Origin of the sequence: Chamaesiphon minutus PCC 6605 (assembly GCF_000317145.1) — a bacterium.
Taxonomy (GTDB): Bacteria; Cyanobacteriota; Cyanobacteriia; order Cyanobacteriales; family Chamaesiphonaceae; genus Chamaesiphon; species Chamaesiphon minutus.
Window position 1 is genome coordinate 3,371,305 of the sequence record NC_019697.1, and the last position, 20,058, is coordinate 3,391,362.

15 protein-coding genes are annotated in these 20,058 nt (G+C 45.5%); 5 read left to right on the forward strand and 10 right to left on the reverse strand.

What is annotated here, in order from left to right; genetic code table 11:
* Window positions 1–436: 436 nt before the first annotated feature.
* The 6 genes from CHA6605_RS15465 to CHA6605_RS15495 form a co-directional block, all read right to left on the reverse strand.
* On the reverse strand, window positions 437–757 hold the full coding sequence (locus CHA6605_RS15465) for a hypothetical protein (protein WP_015160363.1): 321 nt from the start codon (window positions 755–757) through the stop codon (window positions 437–439).
* Between the two features lie 160 nt (window positions 758–917).
* Window positions 918–1,811 (reverse strand): ABC transporter permease, encoded by an 894-nt coding sequence (locus CHA6605_RS15470; protein WP_015160364.1) that lies wholly within the window; start codon window positions 1,809–1,811, stop codon window positions 918–920.
* 39 nt (window positions 1,812–1,850) lie between these two features.
* Window positions 1,851–2,108, reverse strand: coding sequence for a transporter suffix domain-containing protein (locus CHA6605_RS15475; RefSeq protein ID WP_015160365.1), 258 nt, complete (start codon window positions 2,106–2,108; stop codon window positions 1,851–1,853).
* 11 nt (window positions 2,109–2,119) lie between these two features.
* Window positions 2,120–3,139 (reverse strand): daunorubicin resistance protein DrrA family ABC transporter ATP-binding protein, encoded by a 1,020-nt coding sequence (locus tag CHA6605_RS15480; RefSeq protein ID WP_015160366.1) that lies wholly within the window; start codon window positions 3,137–3,139, stop codon window positions 2,120–2,122.
* A 349-nt stretch (window positions 3,140–3,488) separates the two neighbouring features.
* Window positions 3,489–4,427 (reverse strand): phosphoribulokinase, encoded by a 939-nt coding sequence (locus CHA6605_RS15490; RefSeq protein WP_015160367.1) that lies wholly within the window; start codon window positions 4,425–4,427, stop codon window positions 3,489–3,491.
* A gap of 176 nt (window positions 4,428–4,603) precedes the next feature.
* A complete protein-coding gene (locus CHA6605_RS15495) occupies window positions 4,604–10,750 on the reverse strand; it encodes a translocation/assembly module TamB (RefSeq protein ID WP_015160368.1) in 6,147 nt (2,048 codons plus the stop codon).
* Window positions 10,751–11,423: 673 nt separating this feature from the next.
* Here CHA6605_RS15495 and CHA6605_RS15500 point away from each other — a divergent pair.
* The gene (locus CHA6605_RS15500) at window positions 11,424–12,290 is read left to right on the forward strand and encodes an HIT family protein (protein ID WP_015160369.1); all 867 of its coding nucleotides are present in this window, start codon (window positions 11,424–11,426) and stop codon (window positions 12,288–12,290) included.
* Between the two features lie 100 nt (window positions 12,291–12,390).
* Here CHA6605_RS15500 and CHA6605_RS15505 read toward each other — a convergent pair whose 3' ends face one another.
* The 4 genes from CHA6605_RS15505 to CHA6605_RS15520 form a co-directional block, all read right to left on the reverse strand.
* A complete protein-coding gene (locus tag CHA6605_RS15505; protein WP_015160370.1) occupies window positions 12,391–13,326 on the reverse strand; it encodes a class I SAM-dependent methyltransferase in 936 nt (311 codons plus the stop codon).
* Window positions 13,327–13,676: 350 nt separating this feature from the next.
* Window positions 13,677–14,840 (reverse strand): LL-diaminopimelate aminotransferase, encoded by a 1,164-nt coding sequence (locus CHA6605_RS15510; RefSeq protein WP_015160371.1) that lies wholly within the window; start codon window positions 14,838–14,840, stop codon window positions 13,677–13,679.
* Window positions 14,841–15,058: 218 nt separating this feature from the next.
* Window positions 15,059–15,382 (reverse strand): thioredoxin family protein, encoded by a 324-nt coding sequence (locus CHA6605_RS15515; protein ID WP_015160372.1) that lies wholly within the window; start codon window positions 15,380–15,382, stop codon window positions 15,059–15,061.
* Between the two features lie 79 nt (window positions 15,383–15,461).
* Entirely contained in the window at window positions 15,462–16,148 is a 687-nt protein-coding gene (locus tag CHA6605_RS15520; protein WP_015160373.1) for an HAD-IA family hydrolase, read from the reverse strand.
* A 287-nt stretch (window positions 16,149–16,435) separates the two neighbouring features.
* Between CHA6605_RS15520 and CHA6605_RS15525 the strand changes: the two genes are divergently transcribed.
* From CHA6605_RS15525 to CHA6605_RS15540, 4 genes are all read left to right on the forward strand, one after another.
* Window positions 16,436–16,642 carry a hypothetical protein gene (locus CHA6605_RS15525; protein ID WP_015160375.1) on the forward strand — a complete coding sequence of 69 codons (207 nt, stop codon included), beginning with the start codon at window positions 16,436–16,438 and terminating at the stop codon, window positions 16,640–16,642.
* Between the two features lie 152 nt (window positions 16,643–16,794).
* Window positions 16,795–17,478 carry a magnesium protoporphyrin IX methyltransferase gene (gene bchM / locus CHA6605_RS15530; protein ID WP_015160376.1) on the forward strand — a complete coding sequence of 228 codons (684 nt, stop codon included), beginning with the start codon at window positions 16,795–16,797 and terminating at the stop codon, window positions 17,476–17,478.
* A gap of 197 nt (window positions 17,479–17,675) precedes the next feature.
* Window positions 17,676–18,248 (forward strand): thylakoid membrane photosystem I accumulation factor, encoded by a 573-nt coding sequence (locus tag CHA6605_RS15535; protein ID WP_015160377.1) that lies wholly within the window; start codon window positions 17,676–17,678, stop codon window positions 18,246–18,248.
* A 377-nt stretch (window positions 18,249–18,625) separates the two neighbouring features.
* Window positions 18,626–20,002 (forward strand): ABC transporter substrate-binding protein, encoded by a 1,377-nt coding sequence (locus CHA6605_RS15540; protein WP_041548136.1) that lies wholly within the window; start codon window positions 18,626–18,628, stop codon window positions 20,000–20,002.
* Window positions 20,003–20,058 lie beyond the last annotated feature (56 nt).

A 20,058-nucleotide genomic window follows, 5' to 3' on the forward strand; every position in this document is an offset into this window, starting at 1 on the left:
GCATTACTCTCGGTCTGAGTCTATTAATCTATTTGTTGCGCGGTTTGGGGATCGTAACTTTTTTACCAGGCTGGATTTTGCTCGTCTTGGTCGTCCTCGCAATTTCATCTTTTTTTATGTACAGTATCTCCATCACTAAATGTTAGATTGAGTAATCGATCGTCTCATATCTTGCATGAGATCCAAAATCCTTATTGAAGTGGAGGAAAGGGAAAGAGGAAAGAAACATACTCCTCATCTGTCCTTTGTCCAGCAAATCGAGGGAACCGTATTTTGTAAATTTACATCGATAAAATTTCTAGGGCTATTGATGTTAGCCCCAGGTGTATATCAACGATTATTTATCGATTTAACAATCTTCTTTGGCGCGAGATCGTAAGCGATTTAAACGGGAAAGCAGATCTTCGGGTACCCAGATAAAGGTACCCCTAAACCATTACTTAGGTTTGACATTGGTAGCGGGAGCTGTTTTTGTGCGGCGCAGTTCTTGAAGTTGACGAGCGCGAAAATCTTGAGTTGCCGAGTTGAGTTGCTCCCGTTGCTCGCTCTCAAAATTAGGATTATTCTTGCTATTGAGCTGCGCTTGATTGATCAGATTGAGCAATCCAGAAGTATCGCCACCAGAAGCTCTGCTAAATGGGTCGCGATTGTCGCCACCACCATTAAAAGTATTGTTAAATTGAGCTGAGGCGATCGTTGGAATTAAAGACAGCGACAATCCTAATAGCAAACAGGCTGGTGTGAGGAATATTTTCATGATTAAGAAAGAAAGTAGAATGGATAGCGAAGGTAGAAGTGCGTTTTTACGATCGGGATTTTTAACCCTGTTTCTCGATCGATCGAAAATTGTAACTGAGTATTTAGTTGCGAATAACCTACAAACTACGATGCATTAAGATTGTAAAAAGTTCCTCAGACTAGGCTAAACGTCGTTTTAACAGCGGTTGAATTGCTGTTAGGGTCAAAGCTGCAAAACCGAGCAGAATCGCTAGGGAAGTGCCAAAAGAAACCGTTCCCCAAGGTGCTTGGAGGACGATACTACTCAGATCCCATTGCGAGTGATTGTAGAGATAGCGAATGGGTTCGATCGCATAGGTGAGCGGATTGAGCGAGGCGATCGTTTGCAACCATCCCGGCATAAATGATAAGGGTGCGAGTGCGGTACTGGCAAACAGCAGGGGCAGGTTGACGACAAAAATCACCGCAATCAGTTCGATATGTCCGGGTAAGGCAAAGGTTAAACCCAAGCTCAGAGCTGTTACGCCTAATACTAGTAACAAGATAATCAGAGCGATAACTCCCAAGCCAGCCAGACTCGGTAAACCCGCACCCATCAGCGCATTGACGCCAATAATTGCGGCAGTTTGAATGAAACTCAGTGCGACGATATAAATCGCCGAAGCAGCCACGATCGAGTAACGCGAAGCCAGCGGCGCGACGAGTAGCCGATTGAGAAAGCCAAACTCGCGATCGAACATTACTGGTAACCCTGCATTTAATGCACCGACAAAGGCAGTAAATACGATCAATCCCGCACCTAAAAATTGGCCGTAACTCAGATCGTTACCCATCATCCCCTGGGGCGCATTTTGAAATAACGCACCAAAGAGTACTAACCACATCAATGGCTGCACTACTCCAGCCACTAATGTCGAAGGACGCCGCTGAAGCTGGATAAAGAGTCTTTTTGTCAGCGCGAGGGTTTCCTGGATAAAGTCAGCAAAACCATTTGATGGTAATTGCTGTTGAGAGCGCAGGCGATCGCTCGGTTGTAAATTAATAGATTTGGAAGTGTCAATTGTGCCGCTCATGGGAAGGTAATGGTGAATGAAAACTTATCGGTTATTTACCTATTTGCTGTTGGTGATTCGTTGCCACCAGTAATAGGGGTTTAACTTGCGACGGTAACGCAGGGCGAGTTGTTTACCTGTTAGCAGTATGCCCAACCCGAAGCTAACTTCGCTAACGATCGGTAGACTGGCTGTAAGTGTAGCTTTTTGGGCGAGATCGCTGCGGGTAAAAAGGGGGACGGCTAATACGATTGCCCACAGCAGGCAAGAGATGATGATTAGCAATAATCCCAATTGAGACTTGACTTTTACCCGCACCAATTTGGCATTTAGCGCATCCGTTGTTTTTGCTCGGCTTTGAGATCGCGACTGCTGGCTGCTGCTAGTTCGGCATCGAGGAGCGTTTTACCCGTTGCGGCTAGGTAGACATCATCCAAGCTCGGACGCGATTGGGAGATCCCAAAAATCGGCAATCCCGCCGATTGTAACGACTGCTGGATCGACATCAGTACATCGCGATCGGGTGTGACGACCAGATTGAGCGAGTTTGCCGCCGTTGCATTAACGATCGCTTCTTGGACGAAGGGTAATTCGCTGAGCATTTGCTGGGCTTGTTCGGCTTCCGAAAGTGGTGTAAACTCCCGAATCCGGAGTACGATTCGATCGCCACCGAGCTGATTTTTGAGTTCCGATGGCGTCCCTTCGGCAATGACCAATCCTCGATCGATAATCCCCACGCGATCTGCTAAGGCATCAACTTCTTCGAGATAATGACTGGTAAGTAGAATCGTCGTCCCACTCGCACGCAGTTGGCGCAAAAAGTCCCACACGACGACGCGACTCTCGATATCGAGTCCGACAGTGGGTTCGTCTAATACCAAGACTTCTGGCTGATGCAGGAGTCCCGCCGCCAAATCGATCCGGCGTTTGAGACCGCCAGAATAAGTACCTGTCTTTTTATCGGCATAGCTGTGCAAGTCCAGCACTTCGAGCAGGACTTCGATCCGCTGTCGGGCTTCGACCTTGGGAATATGATAGAGTGCTGCCTGAAGTTCCAGCAATTCTCGCCCAGTTAAGATCTTATCGAGGGCGACTTCTTGGGCGACGTAGCCGATGCGCTTGCGGGCTTCGCGCGGCTGTTCGAGGACGGAGATGCCACTAATGTCGATCGAGCCACTATCGGGCTTGGCGAGGGTACACAAGCAGCGAATCGTCGTGGTTTTGCCCGCTCCATTCGGGCCGAGCAGTCCGAAGATTTGACCGCGCTCGACTTGGAAGGAGACGTCTTTTACCGCTGGGACGGTGCCATAGCTCTTGGACAGATTTTGAATAGTTACTGCTGCTGCCATCATCTATCTCTGATTATGGACAATTGGCACTCGAGTTGGCGATTCCAACTTGGGGAGCCACCACTCAACTACCAACCTCTATGTTAACAATTTCCGCTCCCTGTCGGGATATTTTTTAATCGATTTGAATGACTTTGCGACCGATCTTGCGGGTCGAGAAGGCTGCGTGCTGGAGATCTATGTTTGGCGATCGTACTAACTTTACCCGTAGAAAATGGTGAGCCTTTACTACCTACCGACAAACTATCGGTGCGCAGTTGCGCGATGGCGGAAACACGATTAGAGTCGATCGACTCGCAAAATAAAAAATCGATTGACTTCAGCAATTAAACTGTCAATCTATCGATCTTTATTTAGTTTCCTGAGTGGCTTTGAGCATGTAGTAGGTAATTAAGAGCTGAGTTAGAGCTAAGGGATAACTTTGGAGGGTTTCGCCAGTTGTGCCGACAATTTTGCCTAGATCTGGGTTGACTTCCCGATTGCAGACGCGATGGAGATCGGGCATGTCATTACAAATCATCTGCTCCAACAGGTTGATTTTCTCGCCCGTCGCATGACTATCGATTTCGAGGACATCGACTGGTTTGCCCATATCTCGATCGAGACTCCACCGGATAGCTGGTGGCGAGTCGCTGTCATCTGGATCGATAACCTTGCTCATATCTAAGTGGGTAATTGTCGGTCTGAGGACGAGCCGAACATTGAGCAGAGATGTATCCCCATCAGTGGTGCTGGAGGGATAAAAGCTCGCGACCACATCTGCCCACTGGCGTTGAGGACGAATGAACTGCTCTGAGTCTGGCTCGCGTTTTTGAAGTTCGGTTAAGACTTGGGCTTCGGTATAGCCGCGCTTGAGGGTATCGCGTTGAATTTTCCACTGCGCTCGCAGGGACTCTGGTGGAGCTAAATAAACCTTGACGTCAAAGCATTCGCGAGCCACGGGTGTGGAATAGCCGAGCAGTCCCTCGACAATGACGAACCGATTGGGCTTGACGTATTTGGGTGCCTCGAAGGTACCTGTTTTGTGAGAGTAAATTGGCTTGAGAATCGGTTGTCCGCTCCGCAACAAGGCTAAATGCTGCTGCATGATGTCGAGATAGTTGCAATCGGGGTGGAGCGCGGTGATGTTGAGTTCGGCGCGCTGCTGGCGATCGTAGCGGTGGTAATCGTCCGTACCGATGACGGTGACATTCTCTTCGCCGAGAATTTGAGCGATGCCTTTGGTGAGGGTTGTTTTACCTGCCGCGCTATCGCCGACGATACCTAGAATGATGGGACGGTTACTCATGGTTTTAATCTCCATATCGATCCAATTGTACTTCTAAGCGATCGCGCATACGATTTTGGATTTTGGATTTTGGATTTTGGATTGGGGATTGGGGATGTTTTGACATTCTCATACATTCGCTACCCCGCTCCCAATTCCCAACTCCCCGCCACCCTCTCTAGTAAATCTAGCAATACCTAAAACCGCTGTTCGTACTCTAAAATCGCGCGATTTTCGCCGAAGAGATTGGTCGAGCCTCGGAGTAAAAATTGGTCGTTGACGCGATAGCGGAGACTGTAGTAGGGCGATTCACTATTAGTAAGAATTTTAAACACTGAGGCTGAAACTCTGGGCGTAATTTCGGTGCCGATTTCGGCGGCGATGCCAAATGTGGAAGTGCTATTACTATTAGCTTTAGAATTGGTGAGAATGGTTGGAAACAGTCGGAAATCGCTCAGGCTGAAAATATCGCTGATGCGATCTTGAAGGGTGTTGAGAATGTTGGAACTGGCCAAACTGATAACTCCTAGCCCGATATCGCCGCCGGAGGTAAGGCGTTCGGCGATCGCGCCACCGAGAAGCAGGACGATTTCTGGTTGGGTGCGGGCGGGGGTACTGGTGAGTTCGAGTCTTTGGGTGATTTGGCTGGCAAGTCCGGCTACGCGGGCTTCGACTTGGACGGTTTGGACGGAGCCGAGGCTGGTAGTATAAAAGTCGGCGGGTCGATCGATTTCACCGTTGGTGATGGTACGCGCGATCGAGTTGCGCTGTGCGAGGGGGCTGCTGGCACTTTCGAGGGTTTTGGCCACGAGGTGGAGGTTGAGGACGGGATCTGTGCCCAGGGTGGGGAAGAAGTCGGCTGTCTGGGGGCCGCTGGCGAGGCGGAATTGGGTGGTAAAGAGGTTGACGGAGCCTTTTTGGAGTTGGACTTGGCCGAAGGGGCGGGGGTTCTCGATGGTGCCATCGATGTCGATTTTGCCTGTGGCGAGGAAATTTAGCAGGGGTGCGCGGGTAATTTGGAGGTTGTCGCCGAGGGTAATCCGGAGGTTGCGGAGTTGGGTGGCGTTGGGATTGGGTGCTTCGGGGATAACTGGCTGGATGCCGAGAATGGTGGCCGTAGTATTGGGCGTTTCTGGCAAGAAGACTTGGCCGTTACTGAGCTGGACATCGCCTGTGAGGACAGGACTGAGTGCGGTACCGAGGATCGTGAGTTTGCCGTTGACATCGCCTTTGTACTTCTCTTTGACATCGACGGCGACGCCATTCATCTGAATGCCGAGCTGCTGGCTGGGTTCGATCGAAAATGAGTCGGAAATGGGGATAATTCCGGCAATACTGACTTGTCCGCGATTGAATTTCCCGGTAAATTTTTGGACTTCGACGCGATCGAAATCAAAGATAATATCGGCATTAACATCGGTGAGGGGTTCGGGGAGGGCGACACTTTGAATGCGACCTGTGGTGATATTGGCAGTGCCGCTGGCGGTGAGTGTTTCGATACCTTCGCCGCCCGGTTTCATTTTGCCTTGGATCTTGAGGGCAATTTTACCTTGGCCGTCGAGCCAGTTGAGTTGTTGTTTGCTTAAAACGTCGATCGCTTGTAAGCCCTGATTTTGTAAGCTTAAATCGATGTTAATATCGTTACTGGCTGGGGCCTGGAGGGCAAAGGGCAGTTGATAGGGGATGCTCCCAGTAATTTTAATCCGGTCTTGTTGAGAGACGATCGGACTTTTGGCAAAGTTGGCGTCGCTAGTAAAATTCAGCCGTCCATCCCAATAATTAAAGTTACCCGTGACGTCTTTAAGTTTGGTTTCGTTAAGCACGCCGTCGTTGAGAACGACATCCCCACTGATGCGAGGATTGGCTAAATTGCCGCTAACTTGTGCCGAGAGGTCGATCGCGCCATTAATATCTACAGGCAGCTCGGTGAGGCTGGCAAGAGCCTGTACGGGGAAGTTTTTGACGTTGACTTTAGCATTTTGATTGTTGATGCCAAAATCACCCGCGATCGAGATCTGACTATCATCGATGGTGAGATCGAGCGGTTCGAGACGCAGTTTACCATTGCGCCAGTTGCCTTGCGCGAGGATGCGATCGAGGCGGTAGCTTTCGAGTTGCCATTTGGTACCAGCAATTTTAAAGTCGCTGCGGAGTCCGGTTTTGGGACTATTAGAGAGCGAGATTTCGCCGCTAAATTCGCCTTGGAGGTTGCCGAGATCGGGGATGAGATTCTCATCGGCTTGGCGATCTGCGTCGCGATTCAACCAGCGTCGAAGTTCGGAGAGCCGCCGCAGTTGGTCGTTGAGGGGATAGGGACGACTGGCGAGTTTTTCGGGTTTGGTATTAAGATCGGCGGCAGTGCCGTATTTACGCTGGGGAAATGGTTTAAACAGATCGTTGGTGCTAAAAATTTGGAGTAAATTGCGAATATCTTCAAGATCGCCGCTGGGGACTTGCAGTTTGGCTTGGAAGGTGGGGGTGCTGGCTCCTGGCGAGACACTGGCGTCGAGCTGATATGTATACTTGCCGCGTTGAATTTCGGTACGATTGAGGGCGAGTTGGCCGTTAGCATAGCTAAAATCGCCTGCGAGTCGTTCGCCTTGGAAGGCTCCAAAGGTAGGATTGATAATTTCGATTTGCTTGCCTGTAACTTGCAAATTAGTCAGATCGATCGCGAGATTGCCCGTTGCATTGCCACCAAACCGATACTGTTGAATGCCTGCATTTTTAGGAATCCAGGGTTGTAATAAAGTTATCGGCAACCGTTGGACATCGATACCGAGGATCTTGCCATCGACATTACCTTTGGCGGTAATATCTTGTTGTTTGAGATCGAAACTTTGGGGCTGAAGATTGCGATCTAGTGCCAGTGCCAATCGATCGTTTTCCCCAGCAAAAGCGATGTCTACTCCTTGTCCGGGATTTGCTTGAATATTCCCTGTCAAATTGCGCTCGAATTTTAATGCACCAATTTGAAAATTAGTTAATTTGGTTTGCCCTGACACGAGCAGATTTGCCAGATTATTTTCCTGAAGATTGCCGCTCAATTGCCACTGCGCGCTCAGTTGTCCAGCTAAGCGATTTTCTGGGGGTGAATTCGCACCGATGGCAGCGGCGACATTTGGCGGTGCAAATTTGACTATTTCGCCGATATTTAAGCGATTGGCGATCGTGCTACCTTGCCACTGTCCATTATCGATCGCTACATTATTAATTTGAATATTGCCACCGAGAATATTGCTAATCCGTCCGTTGCCACTAGCTTGAATTTTTTCAAGTTCGGGAGTTTTCAGATTGCCTGCTGCTTTAAAACTACCAGATAATAATCCGACGCGAACTGCTGCTGGTAATTGGCGATTTACGGTACCCAGTTGCAATCGGCGAACGGTGAGGTCGCTTTGCCATGCCCCAGCATTAGTTTGAAAATTATTGGCATTAATTTCGCCACCATTGGCTAATTTTAATTTACCACTGCCACTAGCTTGAATGGTCGTCGGTGCTAATTTATTGACATTTGCAGATATATTAAAGTTACCAGAGATCTTACCAGCACTTAATTGAGAATCTAATTGCGGAGTTATATTACCTAATTTGAAATTAGCGATCGCGAGATTGCTAGAAATATTACCGCCTGCTAATTTTAAACCCGTAGCGCGAATGCTGCCATCGGCTAAGTTTATTTTGCCATCGCCTGCTACTTGCAATCGATCCAGATTTATTTTAGCTAAATCTCCATCTGCAATAAAATTGCCGCTTAGTTTCGCCGATCTGAATTTAGCAGGTATTTCGTTACTGACATCGCCTAATTTTAATCGATCGAGTTCAAAATCACCGCGCCATTTTCCGTCATTAAGTTCTATCCGGCGCGCGAGAACATTACTCGCCACCAAACTTAAGTTTCCACTACCAGTCACATTCAGATTTTCGGGTTTTAACTGTTGGATATCTCCGGCAACTTTGAAATTACCATCTAGCTTGGCATCTTTAAATTTAAGCGGGATTTCGGGTGCAAGACTACCGAGTACTAATGATGAAGCTTGGAGATTTCCCTGCCATTTACCACGATCGATCTGTAAGTTATTGCCGACAACTTTACCTTGAGGTAATACGATTTCGCCTTTACCTACTCCGCGCAGAGATTCGGGCGCAAACGAGTTTAGATTGCCTGCAAGTTGCGCCGAGCCACTCAGTAGTCCACCGACTTTGGGCGCGAGTGCGGATAATGGGAGCCGATTGGTAGTAAATAATCCTTGCCAGTTACCATTCGCGATCGTGAGATTTTGCGCCTTAATTTCTCCAGTTTTAAACTTTAATCTACCCTGTCCCTGTGCTTGAATATTCTCTGGCGTTATCTGCTTGAGATTATTACCACTGAGATTGAAATTACCGCTAATAATTCCTGGTGGTAGCTGACTTTTGACTTGAGTCGATCGGGCTAAATTATTACTATCGATATTATTAACTGCAAGTTGCCGGAGATCGAGCGCATTACTATTCACATTAGCTTGCCACCGACCGCGATCTAGCTTAATTCGATCGGCGATTAGTTTTCCGGCTGGCAACTGTAAATTTAATTTGCCATTGGCTTGAATTCGATCGATATTGACGTCATTATTAAGACCAGATGCCTGAATATTACCGTCTAATTTGCCACTATAATTAGGTGATAATTTTAGCCCATTAAGCTGCGCTAACTGCTGGGTATCTACAGCCTGTGGTTGTAAATTCAGTCGCCAATTAGTCGGCGTAATTTCACCTGTGGCTTGCACTCGTCCCCCAGCCGCAGAGAGCGTCGCACTCCGCACGATCGTCTTCCCTTGAGGTGTAATCTGGAGATCGGTCGTGACGGGATAAGTCGCCTGCGGCGCATTAATGCTTAGATTGGTAAAAATAGCCTCTCCAGTGCCCGCAATCGTGCCCATCACTGCCGTGTTGCCGATTTTTAACTGCGGGGGTAGTTTCGCGCCGTACAGCCGACTCAAGGCATCTCCAGGAAGATTATTGCCCTGCACCTGAAAGCTGGTTCGGGGAGTTTTTAAAAGCTGAATTTCCCCTTGTGCGGTTACCTTTCCACCTAATTTGGGTTGTGCGATCGCGTCTAGAGTAATGCGTCCATCTACAACTTTAAAGTTACCATCTACCCGCTCGATCTGGACGCGATCGACTTGACTGAGTTGGGTATTATTAAACTTACCAGCTAAAATTGGCCGATCTAATTTACCCGTTAATTGTAACTGAGCGACTGCGGTACCAGCAAGGGGAAAAGGTGACTTAACATCGAGACTTTTGATAACATCTGGCAATGTTACGGGTGCAGTCTTCGCACTTAAGTTATAACCAGTACTATAATTCAGATCGCCGCTGACGACTCCAGCGACTCGATCGTACTTGGTCGTTATATTATTTAATCTAACTGCTCGTTCTGATACGTTAATAAATCCATTAACTTCATCCAGACTCTTCGGTACGTTGTTAATAATAACTTTGCCATTATTCACTAACAAATTACTACTAATTCGTAAATCTTTCTGGGGTTTAACAACTAGATTCAGATCGCCATCAACTGTGCCTTTGACAATCGTAACTTCAGGAATTTTGAAAATTCGTGTTGCGGCTACGGCATCTAATTTTTTGCCCTTAACTGCTAGTTCGGTTGCCCCATTAACGATCGAACTATTACCCTGAAAATTAACCTGTCCATTTTCTTGAAACTGCGCGCCACCATTAAATGTAACTCGATCTTGTCGATCGCTAACATCGGCTTGGAGATTAATTTTGCTAACAGTAATCGGCTGCGGAACTTGACTATAAGGCACGATTGTCACGCGTGCATCATCGACTTTAATCGTACCGATTTCGATTTTTATCGGTGGTGGCGGTTGCTTCTCTTGGGGGGGAATGTTTAGCCAATTACCTTGGGTATTTTGAGCTAGCTCGATCTGAGGTGACGCCAGCCGCACGTCCAACTTTAACGATCGATCTAACAATAACTTAAATGGATTAAAACTGATGAATACATCTGGAGCTACGATCTGATTTAAATCGCTTCCATTAGTCGGTATTTTAGCATTCTTAATATGAATCTCATTAAACCAAATATCCTGAAGCTTGCCTAAATTAACCGGACGCTTGAGACTTTTGGTTAGCTCTCGATCGACAATTGGAATCAGGTTATCTTTTGCCCACCATTGACCGAATCCAATCGCGACTATTGCTAATAAGAAAAAAACTAAACCGATCGCGCTGCCAGTTTTTAAAAACAACTTCAGCCACCGACGCGAGCTATGGGAGGAATTATTTGTCAATTGACACTCAGTAGGTTGGTGTTGGGGTTCGTTCTTCACTCTTAGCTCGATTGTGATGTCAAAGTGGGCATTAGAATCGATATCGGAACTAGATTCAGCTAATATCCACCGAACATCTGCTGCGCTGCTGGTGTCTACGCTACGAAAAGCAGCTCTTAAGGTATTGTGCCCAATGTTAACACCCGATCGACACGACCGCAATTTTCGTTCTCGCGCATCTGTCCTCTAGAGCAGTGATGGCGGTATCTAAAGATGGTTTAAGTCTAATTTAGCCACTATTTGCTCGGTGTTGCTATCTCTAGCAGATTTACCAGAGCGACTAGTAATGATGAAGACTCAGGATGCGAGGATGTTCCGGTTTTGATGAGCCAAATTTTACCAAGGGATTGGGGGATGGTTGACTCGGAGCGTTGCTGATTTGAATTATGATTCCTCATTCTCGGACATTTCCTACCCCGCTCCCTGCTCTTCACCAAAATAGTAACTAGATTTACGATGTAAACTACTAGCTGGTGTATTGCCGTACTAATCTAATTTCCGATTTAGGTGTGATTACTATTGTCAAAAGTTGCCTAATATACTTTCATAAGTACAGATCGATTACCTCCGGTAGGCTTCGCCAACGCGATCGACATATTGCTAAAATAACAACAGCGGCTTTTATTAGCACTATTAACGTTAACAAAATCCGCTACACCATAGCCCCGATTGCATGAAGAAACAAGTAAATAAATTTAGCCATCTAACGGCGATCGATCGGGTTAAACTGTCATCGCCTATGCAATTTTTATTCGATCGAGACTTATTGATGGGTCGGATTCTTGATTTTGGTTGTGGGCTGGGTTATGATGTCAACTTCTTAGAGCGCAAGGGTTTAAATATTACAGGTTACGATCCTTATTATCTACCAAAATATCCAGAAATTAAATTTGATACAATCGTCTGTTGCTATGTGCTCAATGTTTTAATGCCAGAAGAACAAGCCGATGTCCTGATGAGCATCGCACATCTACTCAAACCAGGTGGCAAAGCTTATTATGCAGTCAGGCGAGATTTAAAAAAAGAAGGATTTCGCGAACATTACGTCCATAAAAAGCCAACTTACCAATGCACTGTCAAGCTACCATTTAAGTCGATTCAGCTCAATGAGTATTGCGAAATTTATGAATACGTCCATTATAACCATCAATGGAACTCACCCAATAACTGTATCTTCTGCAATCCCTATCGCAAGATAAGTTTGCTTACAGAATCAGCGACAGCCTATGCTATGTTTGACGGTTATCCACTCAGCAAAGGTCATGTCTTAATCGTACCAAAGCGACATATTAGTAATTATTTTGAGTTGCCGCAAAAAGAACAATCAGCTTGCTGGTTGATGGCAAATAAAGTACAGGAAATATTGAATCGGGAATTTCAACCCGATGGATTTAATATCGGTATGAATGTCAATAAAGCAGCGGGACAAGCCATGAATCATGCCACGATTCATGTCATCCCACGCTATCTTGGCGACACCAATGCTAAAAAAAGTGGCATGAGATCGGTAATTCCCAAACAGAGTAGAATCGATCGGTAGATCTATCGATCGTTTTTAAAAACCATGAGTAAATAATCTGGCTCCCCTCTCCCATACTTGGGATAAGGATACAGCCTAAAATTCGAGATAGATTGATAGTTTATTGCGCGCCCTTATAATGTGTCAGTATATCTCTAGGTGCGATTTGACGATCGACCTTAATACCCATAAAGAATACACAACTAGCTGAATCAACATTGTATGTTTCGGGAATTAAACGATCGAAGTACTGCAACCAAAAGAATCCCAGTTTGATAACTTTACCAAGTTGTTTAGATCTAAACAAACCGCGAAAGAAATTATCGATCGCCCATAATAATTGGGTACCAGCACCTGCAACAACTCCCGATTTTATCATTTCAAAGTTTTTGAATAAGTAGCGATGTCCGCTTTCTGTATATCTAGTAAAATCGTAAGCACCCTCATGAACGTGTTGTAGAAAAGGTGTTTCTGCATAGACGATGCCACCATCTTTTAAAACGCGATACATTTCTGAAACTACCAGATTTGGTTCGAGAACGTGTTCTAAGACTGCTTGAATGATGACAGCATCAAAACTACAATCTGGTAATGGAATATTGTGTCCATCGGCGACGAATTGAACGTGTGGTGAGGCATAGACATCGAAAGAAACGATCGCTATGCGCGGATCTTTATAAAAATCATACATCACCTCACCAACTGTCCCACCGCCGACAATCAGCACCCGTGGATTGGGATGTGCCATTAATAGTAAATCTACAAGTTGATTGATATTTTCGTGCGATGCTGGTTGAATCGGATTTACTAAACTCCGAATGGAACCTAATATTCCCCGATATGAGTTTCGCTCGATTAATGAAGGTAAAGATGAGAAATTACCTTTATTAAAAACACCTCGATCGAAATCAATTAAGATCGGACAGTCGCCAATTATTTCGTATTCTATGTATTCTGTATTGTGTTCGGTAATTAATTTATCGCTTTTTCTGTGTAATTTATTACCAGTTTTAGGGCAACACAAAAGTTCTAATACTTCCGATTTCTCTAAAAGCATAAATATTTAGATATGAAGTTTAGTTTAAGAATAAATCGCAAAGTCTCTATGTTTTAAACAACTACACTTTGCAATAAATCGATCCTATCACAGGAATTATTGAGTGGCGATAGCTGCCTTTGAATGAGTAGATAAGTTGAGCACAAAGGCTTAGAGATAGGCTGGGTAATATCGATACATGGCATCCAACAGCTTTGTTCTCATACCGCCACCGATTAAAATCGAGGCTAACAATACGAAGTCCGCCTACGCGGACTGATAAATTAGTCCATGTAGGCGGACTTGGCAACACTAGCAACGATTTCAATCGTTAACATTTTTAAGGTAGCAACTTGGGTTAACTAGATAAATTACAAAAATTTGGCCATTCTATCGACAGCAAGTTGTAATTTAGCTGGCTCATGCACCAACGCAAATCTGACGTAACCTTCGCCACACTTACCAAATCCGATCCCTGGAGAAGCGGCGACGCCAGTTTGACAGACTAATTCGGTACAAAATGCGATCGAGTCTTGCGCCCATTGTGGTGGTAACTTTGCCCAGATATACATCATCGCTGCTGGTGTGGGTACGTGCCAACCGATTTCATCCAAGGCGGTGACAAAGGTATCGCATCGCTGTTTGAAGGTATCCGCCGTCTGGCGAACGTAACTTTGGTCGCCTGTGAGTGCGGCCACCGCACCGTGTAAAATGCCTAAATACTGATTGAAGTCGACTACCGCCTTAACTTGGCGCAGAGCTTGAATTAATTGACGATTGCCGATCGCATAACCGATTCTAAAGCCGCCCATATTATAGGACTTCGACATCGTAAAAAACTCGATCGAGACACTTTTCTCTCGATCGGCTTGTAAGATCGATGGTACCCTAACATCGCCAAATACCATATCACCATAGGGGAAGTCGTGTACCAATACCAAATTATGCTGCTGACAAAAAGCAACAGCTTCCTGAAAGAAGGCTAGGGGCGCGATCGCGGTGGTAGGATTGTGCGGATAGCTCAACACCATCATTCGCGCTTTGGCAAGGGTTGGAGCCGGAATATCCCCCAGTACGGGCAAGAATCCATTCTCTGCCAGTAATGGCATCGGGTAAATTTCGCCACCAGCTAAATACACGCCGCCAGCATGAGAAGGATAGCCAGGATCCATCAGCAAGGCAACATCGCCAGGTTCCAAGATTGCTAAGGGCAAATGTGCCGTTCCCTCTTGAGAACCGATTAGCGGTAATACCTCGGTTTCTGGATCTACTTCAATTCCATATTTATTGGTGTACCAATTTGCTGCGGCTTCGCGAAATAATCGCGTCCCGTTAAAGAGCAAATAACCGTGCGTACTCGGATCTACTAACGCTGACTGAATTGCCGCGATGACATGCGGTGCTGTCGGCAAGTCTGACGAACCTAGCGATAGATCGATTATCTCTCGTCCCAGTTCTCTCGCTCGTCCTTTTGCCCGATCCATATCGGCAAATACATTCGATTTTAGTGGTTGGAGCCGTTTGGAAAACTGCATGTTATGTCAGTTGATAGTTGAGAGCTGAGAGTTGATAGTTAGTATTCGATGGTTGGGCGATGAAAAAATAATCATAAAGTAGGGTGGGCACTGTCTTGTTTCGCTCGCCCTAGAGGGAACCTCCAAAGCGCTTTGGCGGAGCCTCTCCGATAGGAGATACCGCTGCCCACCACATGGATTAGCGACGATCGAAGCTAACAGATGTCGATCGCATTTTCTTAAAGATTGCTATCGAGAATTGTTGCTAATTTATCTTTAGTAATCGCACCCTCACAAGAGTGAATCATTTCATCGCCTTTAAACAAGCGGATGGCGGGAACGCCCTCGACTTTGTAAGTTTTGACAGTTTCAGGATTGGGATCTACTTCCATTTTGACAACCTTGACTCGATCGCTATAATTGGTAGCAATCCAGTCGATCGATGGCGACACTAACCGACAAGGCCCGCACCATGCCGCCCACAGGTAGACTAAGACAGGGAGATCTGCTTGTAAAACTTCACTCTCAAATTGTGCGTCATTGATAACGGTAACGCTACTCACTTTGATAAACTCCACAAATGATAGATAAGGATATTATTACCCTCTAGGTTAGAGCAAAACGTGGTGAGGCGATAGTCGGCTAGCTCCGATTCAACCAAATTGCCGTCAAACCAGCATTACTCGCACCCAAATAGTCTTCTTCCAAACTATCGCCAATGTGCCAAGCAGATTGCGGCGCGCACGCGTGTTTGTCCAAAGCTGCGGCGAAGATAGCGGCTTGTGGTTTGGCTGCACTTACCTCCGTCGAAATCGTCACTGTCGAAAAGTAATGCTCTAAGCCTAAGACTTTGAGCACGTTGTGCAGACGCGAGTCAAAGTTGGATACTACCGCCAATTGTACCCCCGATCGCTGCCAGTTTTCTAAAGCGGGAATCGTGTCGGGATAAATCGTCCACGCGCCTGTGGTGGCAAAATATCGATACACTTCTTGAAAAAACAGCTCGAAGTCGTCAAACTCCTCCCAAGCTCCCACTGCGGTAAATGTCTGGCGATTGATTTCGCGCCACCATTGATATTCCTGCTCGGGAACATCCGCCGTCGGGACGCCAGGAAAGATACAGGGAGTGGAGTTGCTAAATGCTGTATAGAAATATTTGTTGAGTAATTCCGCCGAGCACTCGACACCATGTTTGCTCGCTACTTCACTATAAATCGTGCCCACGCTATCGCGCACGCCAAATAACGTTCCGACGGCATCCAGACAGATCGCTTTTGGTAGCGATAGGGAGCTGGGAATGTGTAGGAGTGTCGAGTAATGATGTTCCATACCTTGAAAAATTAGCAACGTTAGGGGCAAACGATCTTTGTTATCAGCGAGTTATTCAAACACACTCGGTTTATTATATCGACCTTTGGCAAAATAATCGCTCGATCCTAAATCCCTGATTACTCAAATGATTAATTGGTAATTGCGAAGCTAGCTGGGAATACCGATCGTAAATAATTTTTGCCAGTATGAGATATGAGTCCTGTTCCTGAAACCGATCGTCAACTATCGTTGACAGAAATTCGTTCTAAAGATTTGGCAATTATTGGTGCTAAATCGATCGGCAGATGTATGGTTTTAATGGTGCAGTTTTGAGATTTAAGAATGCTAAAGGCGTGGTTGGCACTGTAAGCATCGTATGTCGATCGCAAGATCTAGGTGCAGATGGTACAGATCTCGCACATGCTCCCGTTGCTGATGCTGCGGCTAAATTGCGGTGTGCTACTGGTTGGAATGATGTTTTGGCACCAATTCAGCAAGAGCGACAAAAGTAGAGATCGAGTTTTGCCAACGACTGGAAGTCGTGGCTAGTGGTTTCAACCGCTGAGTCTATAAAAGTCACGATCGACTACCGACCTACCCTACACCCCCGATCGCCTGCTATAGTGATCTACCGATAGCAATAAATTTTTATACCTAAATTTCAATGAACGTAGTAGACGACAAAGCCGTAGTTAAAGAATATTTCAATAACACGGGATTTGAGAGATGGCAGCGCATCTACGGGGACGGTGAGGTAAATAAAGTACAGCTCGATATCCGTACAGGACACCAGCAGACTGTAGACACCTTGTTGGAGTGGTTGGCGGCAGATAATAACCTAGAGGGTTTATCTATCTGCGACGCAGGCTGTGGGGTGGGTAGTTTGAGCATTCCCCTCGCACAAGCAAAAGCGATCGTCTATGCCAGCGATATTTCTGAGAAAATGGTCGGCGAAGCGAAAGAGAATGCAGCTAAGCTGTTTGGCAATAACGATAATCCCACCTTTAGCGTCCAAGATCTCGAAAGTCTCAGCGGTAACTACCATACTGTCGTCTGTCTGGATGTGTTGATTCATTATCCTCAAGACAAGGCTGCGGAAATGATTTCTCACCTAGCTTCGATTGCCCAATCGCGGTTGATTCTCAGTTTTGCACCCAAAACTCCCTGTCTATCTTTACTCAAAAAGATCGGTAGTTTCTTTCCTGGTGCGAGCAAAGCAACTCGCGCATATCTCCATCGCGAAACCGAGATCGTTCAAATCTTAGAAGCACAAGGTTTTAAGATCGAGCGCAAAGCAATGACCAAAACTCGTTTCTATTTCTCGCGGATGTTAGAAGCAGTAAAGTAAGCTTTGAGGCATTTTACTCATCCAGTATATTTGGAGGGAGCGGGGAGCGGGAAAGACGTAAATTAAATCAAGTAATAACTTAATCATTTTTGGTGCAAATCTGGTGCTTTTTTTGCAAAGGAGGGAGATTTAGATGATCGGCTATTTTTTCTTCTGCTTTCTATAATCTAATTAACAAATATATTTAATCAAATTATATGTTGAAACTTTTATCTAATCGCATTTATTCTGGATGGCGATCGCTAGTGTTGGCGGTGGTAATTTGTCTTTGTTCGTGGGTAGTGGCTCATCCAGCTTTAGCAGGTATCGAGGATGATAAATACGATGGCAATGTATTTGTTCTCTATGCTGGCAATGGTTCACTCGTTCCCCCTAAAATTTCTCTATCTGACTCTTTAAAATTAAATAAACCAGCTTTATTAGTCTTTTATGTTGATGATAGTACCGACTGCAAAAAATATGCGAGTACGGTCTCTCAATTACAACAATATTATGGCAAAGCTGCCAGCTTTATCCCAGTTACTGCTGATAGTCTCTCCATAAACGGCAAGTATCCAGAGGCTGAACCCGGATATTATTATAAAGGTGAGGTACCGCAAACTGTGGTCATCGATAAACAGGGTAAAGTTCGACTCAATGAAACAGGTGTTATTGCCTTTGAAAAAGTAGATGATGCCATGCGAGAAGTTTTCGACTTGCTCCCGCGCACGGATTCTGTCGAACTCAAACGTCGCAGTTTTAATGAATTTAGTAGCGAATTAGCAAAGTGACATGAATTAGAGTCATAACTTAATAAATCTTGATTAACAAATATTTGCAATTGACAGATTTGTTAAGGTTTATAGTCTAAAAATTAGTAATCAGCAGTAAGCTTAAGGATGATACTTAGTTCTGACGTACATTCTTAGTAAAATTTTGCAGTAAGTATCGCAGATATTCAGTTATTTAGGCAAGCTTTAAGTTTTAAAGCTTGCCTAAAAATTGATACTTAATATACCACTAATGACGTTCGGCTTGTAGCAGCTAAGCCATTGGTCTAAATCTTTACCAAACATGGATGTTTTGTATTTTAGAATACACAGTTACCGAGATATTAGCCTTAATATTTCATCCAGATAATTGTGTGTGAAGGGTAAATTTAAGTTGTATGGCAAATCAGTTTGGGCGACGGAGATTCATTATTTTGGGTGGTGCTGGCGTCGCAGGTACGCTCCTGCTCAAAGCTTGTAGTAATCCATCATCTACTCCCACAGCCAGTCCGGGTGCTAGTCCAGCATCAGCTCCAGCCGCAGATGGCAAAAAAGGGATCAAGGTTGGCGTCATGTATTCAACCACAGGATCGATCGCGATCGTTGAAAAATCCTTACAAGACGCGACATTCCTAGCGATCGACCAGATCAACGAAGGAACTGGGCCTTGGGCTGGCAAAAAAGGCATCAATGGGCAGATGATTGAAAAAGTAGTTGTCAATCCAGACTCCAACTGGGATTTGTACAACCAAATGTCGAAGCGACTGATCGATGAAGACAAGGTCGCCTGCGTACTGGGCTGCTACACCTCTGCTAGCCGCAAATCAGTACTTCCAGTGTTTGAAGAGAAAGATAGACTGCTCTACTATCCTGTCTACTATGAAGGCAATGAATGTAGCTCGAATGTCTTCTACACGGGGGCTGCACCAAACCAACAAATCACCGATTCGATCCCTTATTGCATCAAAAATTTTGGTAAAAAAGGCTTCTTTATCGGTTCTGATTACATCTATCCCAAAGAAAGTAATCGGATTGCCAAAGCTGAGTTAGTTAATGGTGGCGGTACGGTTGTCGGCGATGAATATGCGGCACTAGGTACGACAGAATTCATCACGATTATTAACAAAATCAAGCAAGCCAAGCCTGATTTTATCCTAAGTAATCTCGTTGGCGATAGTATTCCAGCTTTTTACAAGCAGCTTAAAGATGCTGGAATCACTTCCAAAGACATTCCGATCATGGCATTTCCGACCACAGAGGAAGAGATTCAGGCAATGGGGCCAGAGTTTGCAGAGGGACATTTTAGTAGTTTTAACTACTTCCAAACAGTTGATACTCCAGAAAACAAAGCATTTGTAGAACAATTCAAGGCTAAGTTTGGTAACGAGCGCGTTACCAATGGGGTCATGGAAGCAGCTTATATTCAGACCTTTTTCATGGCACAAGCAATGGAAAAATGCGCTAAGGAAAATAAGGAGTTAACTACTAGCAATCTGCGCGAAGCAACCAGAGGTCAAGAGTTTAAGGCTCCTCAAGGAACCGTAAAATCCGATCCCGACAACTATCACACCTACCTATACTCCCGGATTGGGAAATGGAAGGCTGATGGACAGGCAGAAATTGTCTTTTCGACCAAGGCTGCGGTGAAACCAATTCCGTGGAGTCAAGCACTCTACAAGGGTCGGATTTGCGTTCACAAAACACCAGATATGCGTAGTAACCCGATCGTCGAGACGAAAAAGCCAATTCCAATTGCATTCCTAGACAAACCATAAATTGCTAAGCAATCATAATCTCCGATCGCCAATCGCGATCGAAGATTGTGCATTAA

Bases quoted from the DNA above. Each gene is read 5' to 3' on its own strand.
- CHA6605_RS15480 (WP_015160366.1), bottom strand. From the start codon at position 3,139: ATGGCAGCAGCAGTAACTATTCAAAATCTGTCCAAGAGCTATGGCACC.
- CHA6605_RS15535 (WP_015160377.1), top strand. From the start codon at position 17,676: ATGTTGAAACTTTTATCTAATCGCATTTATTCTGGATGGCGATCGCTA.
- CHA6605_RS15500 (WP_015160369.1), top strand. From the start codon at position 11,424: ATGAAGAAACAAGTAAATAAATTTAGCCATCTAACGGCGATCGATCGG.
- CHA6605_RS15505 (WP_015160370.1), bottom strand. From the start codon at position 13,326: ATGCTTTTAGAGAAATCGGAAGTATTAGAACTTTTGTGTTGCCCTAAA.
- CHA6605_RS15520 (WP_015160373.1), bottom strand. From the start codon at position 16,148: ATGGAACATCATTACTCGACACTCCTACACATTCCCAGCTCCCTATCG.
- CHA6605_RS15510 (WP_015160371.1), bottom strand. From the start codon at position 14,840: ATGCAGTTTTCCAAACGGCTCCAACCACTAAAATCGAATGTATTTGCC.
- CHA6605_RS15465 (WP_015160363.1), bottom strand. From the start codon at position 757: ATGAAAATATTCCTCACACCAGCCTGTTTGCTATTAGGATTGTCGCTG.
- CHA6605_RS15525 (WP_015160375.1), top strand. From the start codon at position 16,436: ATGTATGGTTTTAATGGTGCAGTTTTGAGATTTAAGAATGCTAAAGGC.
- CHA6605_RS15490 (WP_015160367.1), bottom strand. From the start codon at position 4,427: ATGAGTAACCGTCCCATCATTCTAGGTATCGTCGGCGATAGCGCGGCA.
- CHA6605_RS15470 (WP_015160364.1), bottom strand. From the start codon at position 1,811: ATGAGCGGCACAATTGACACTTCCAAATCTATTAATTTACAACCGAGC.
- CHA6605_RS15540 (WP_041548136.1), top strand. From the start codon at position 18,626: ATGGCAAATCAGTTTGGGCGACGGAGATTCATTATTTTGGGTGGTGCT.
- bchM (WP_015160376.1), top strand. From the start codon at position 16,795: ATGAACGTAGTAGACGACAAAGCCGTAGTTAAAGAATATTTCAATAAC.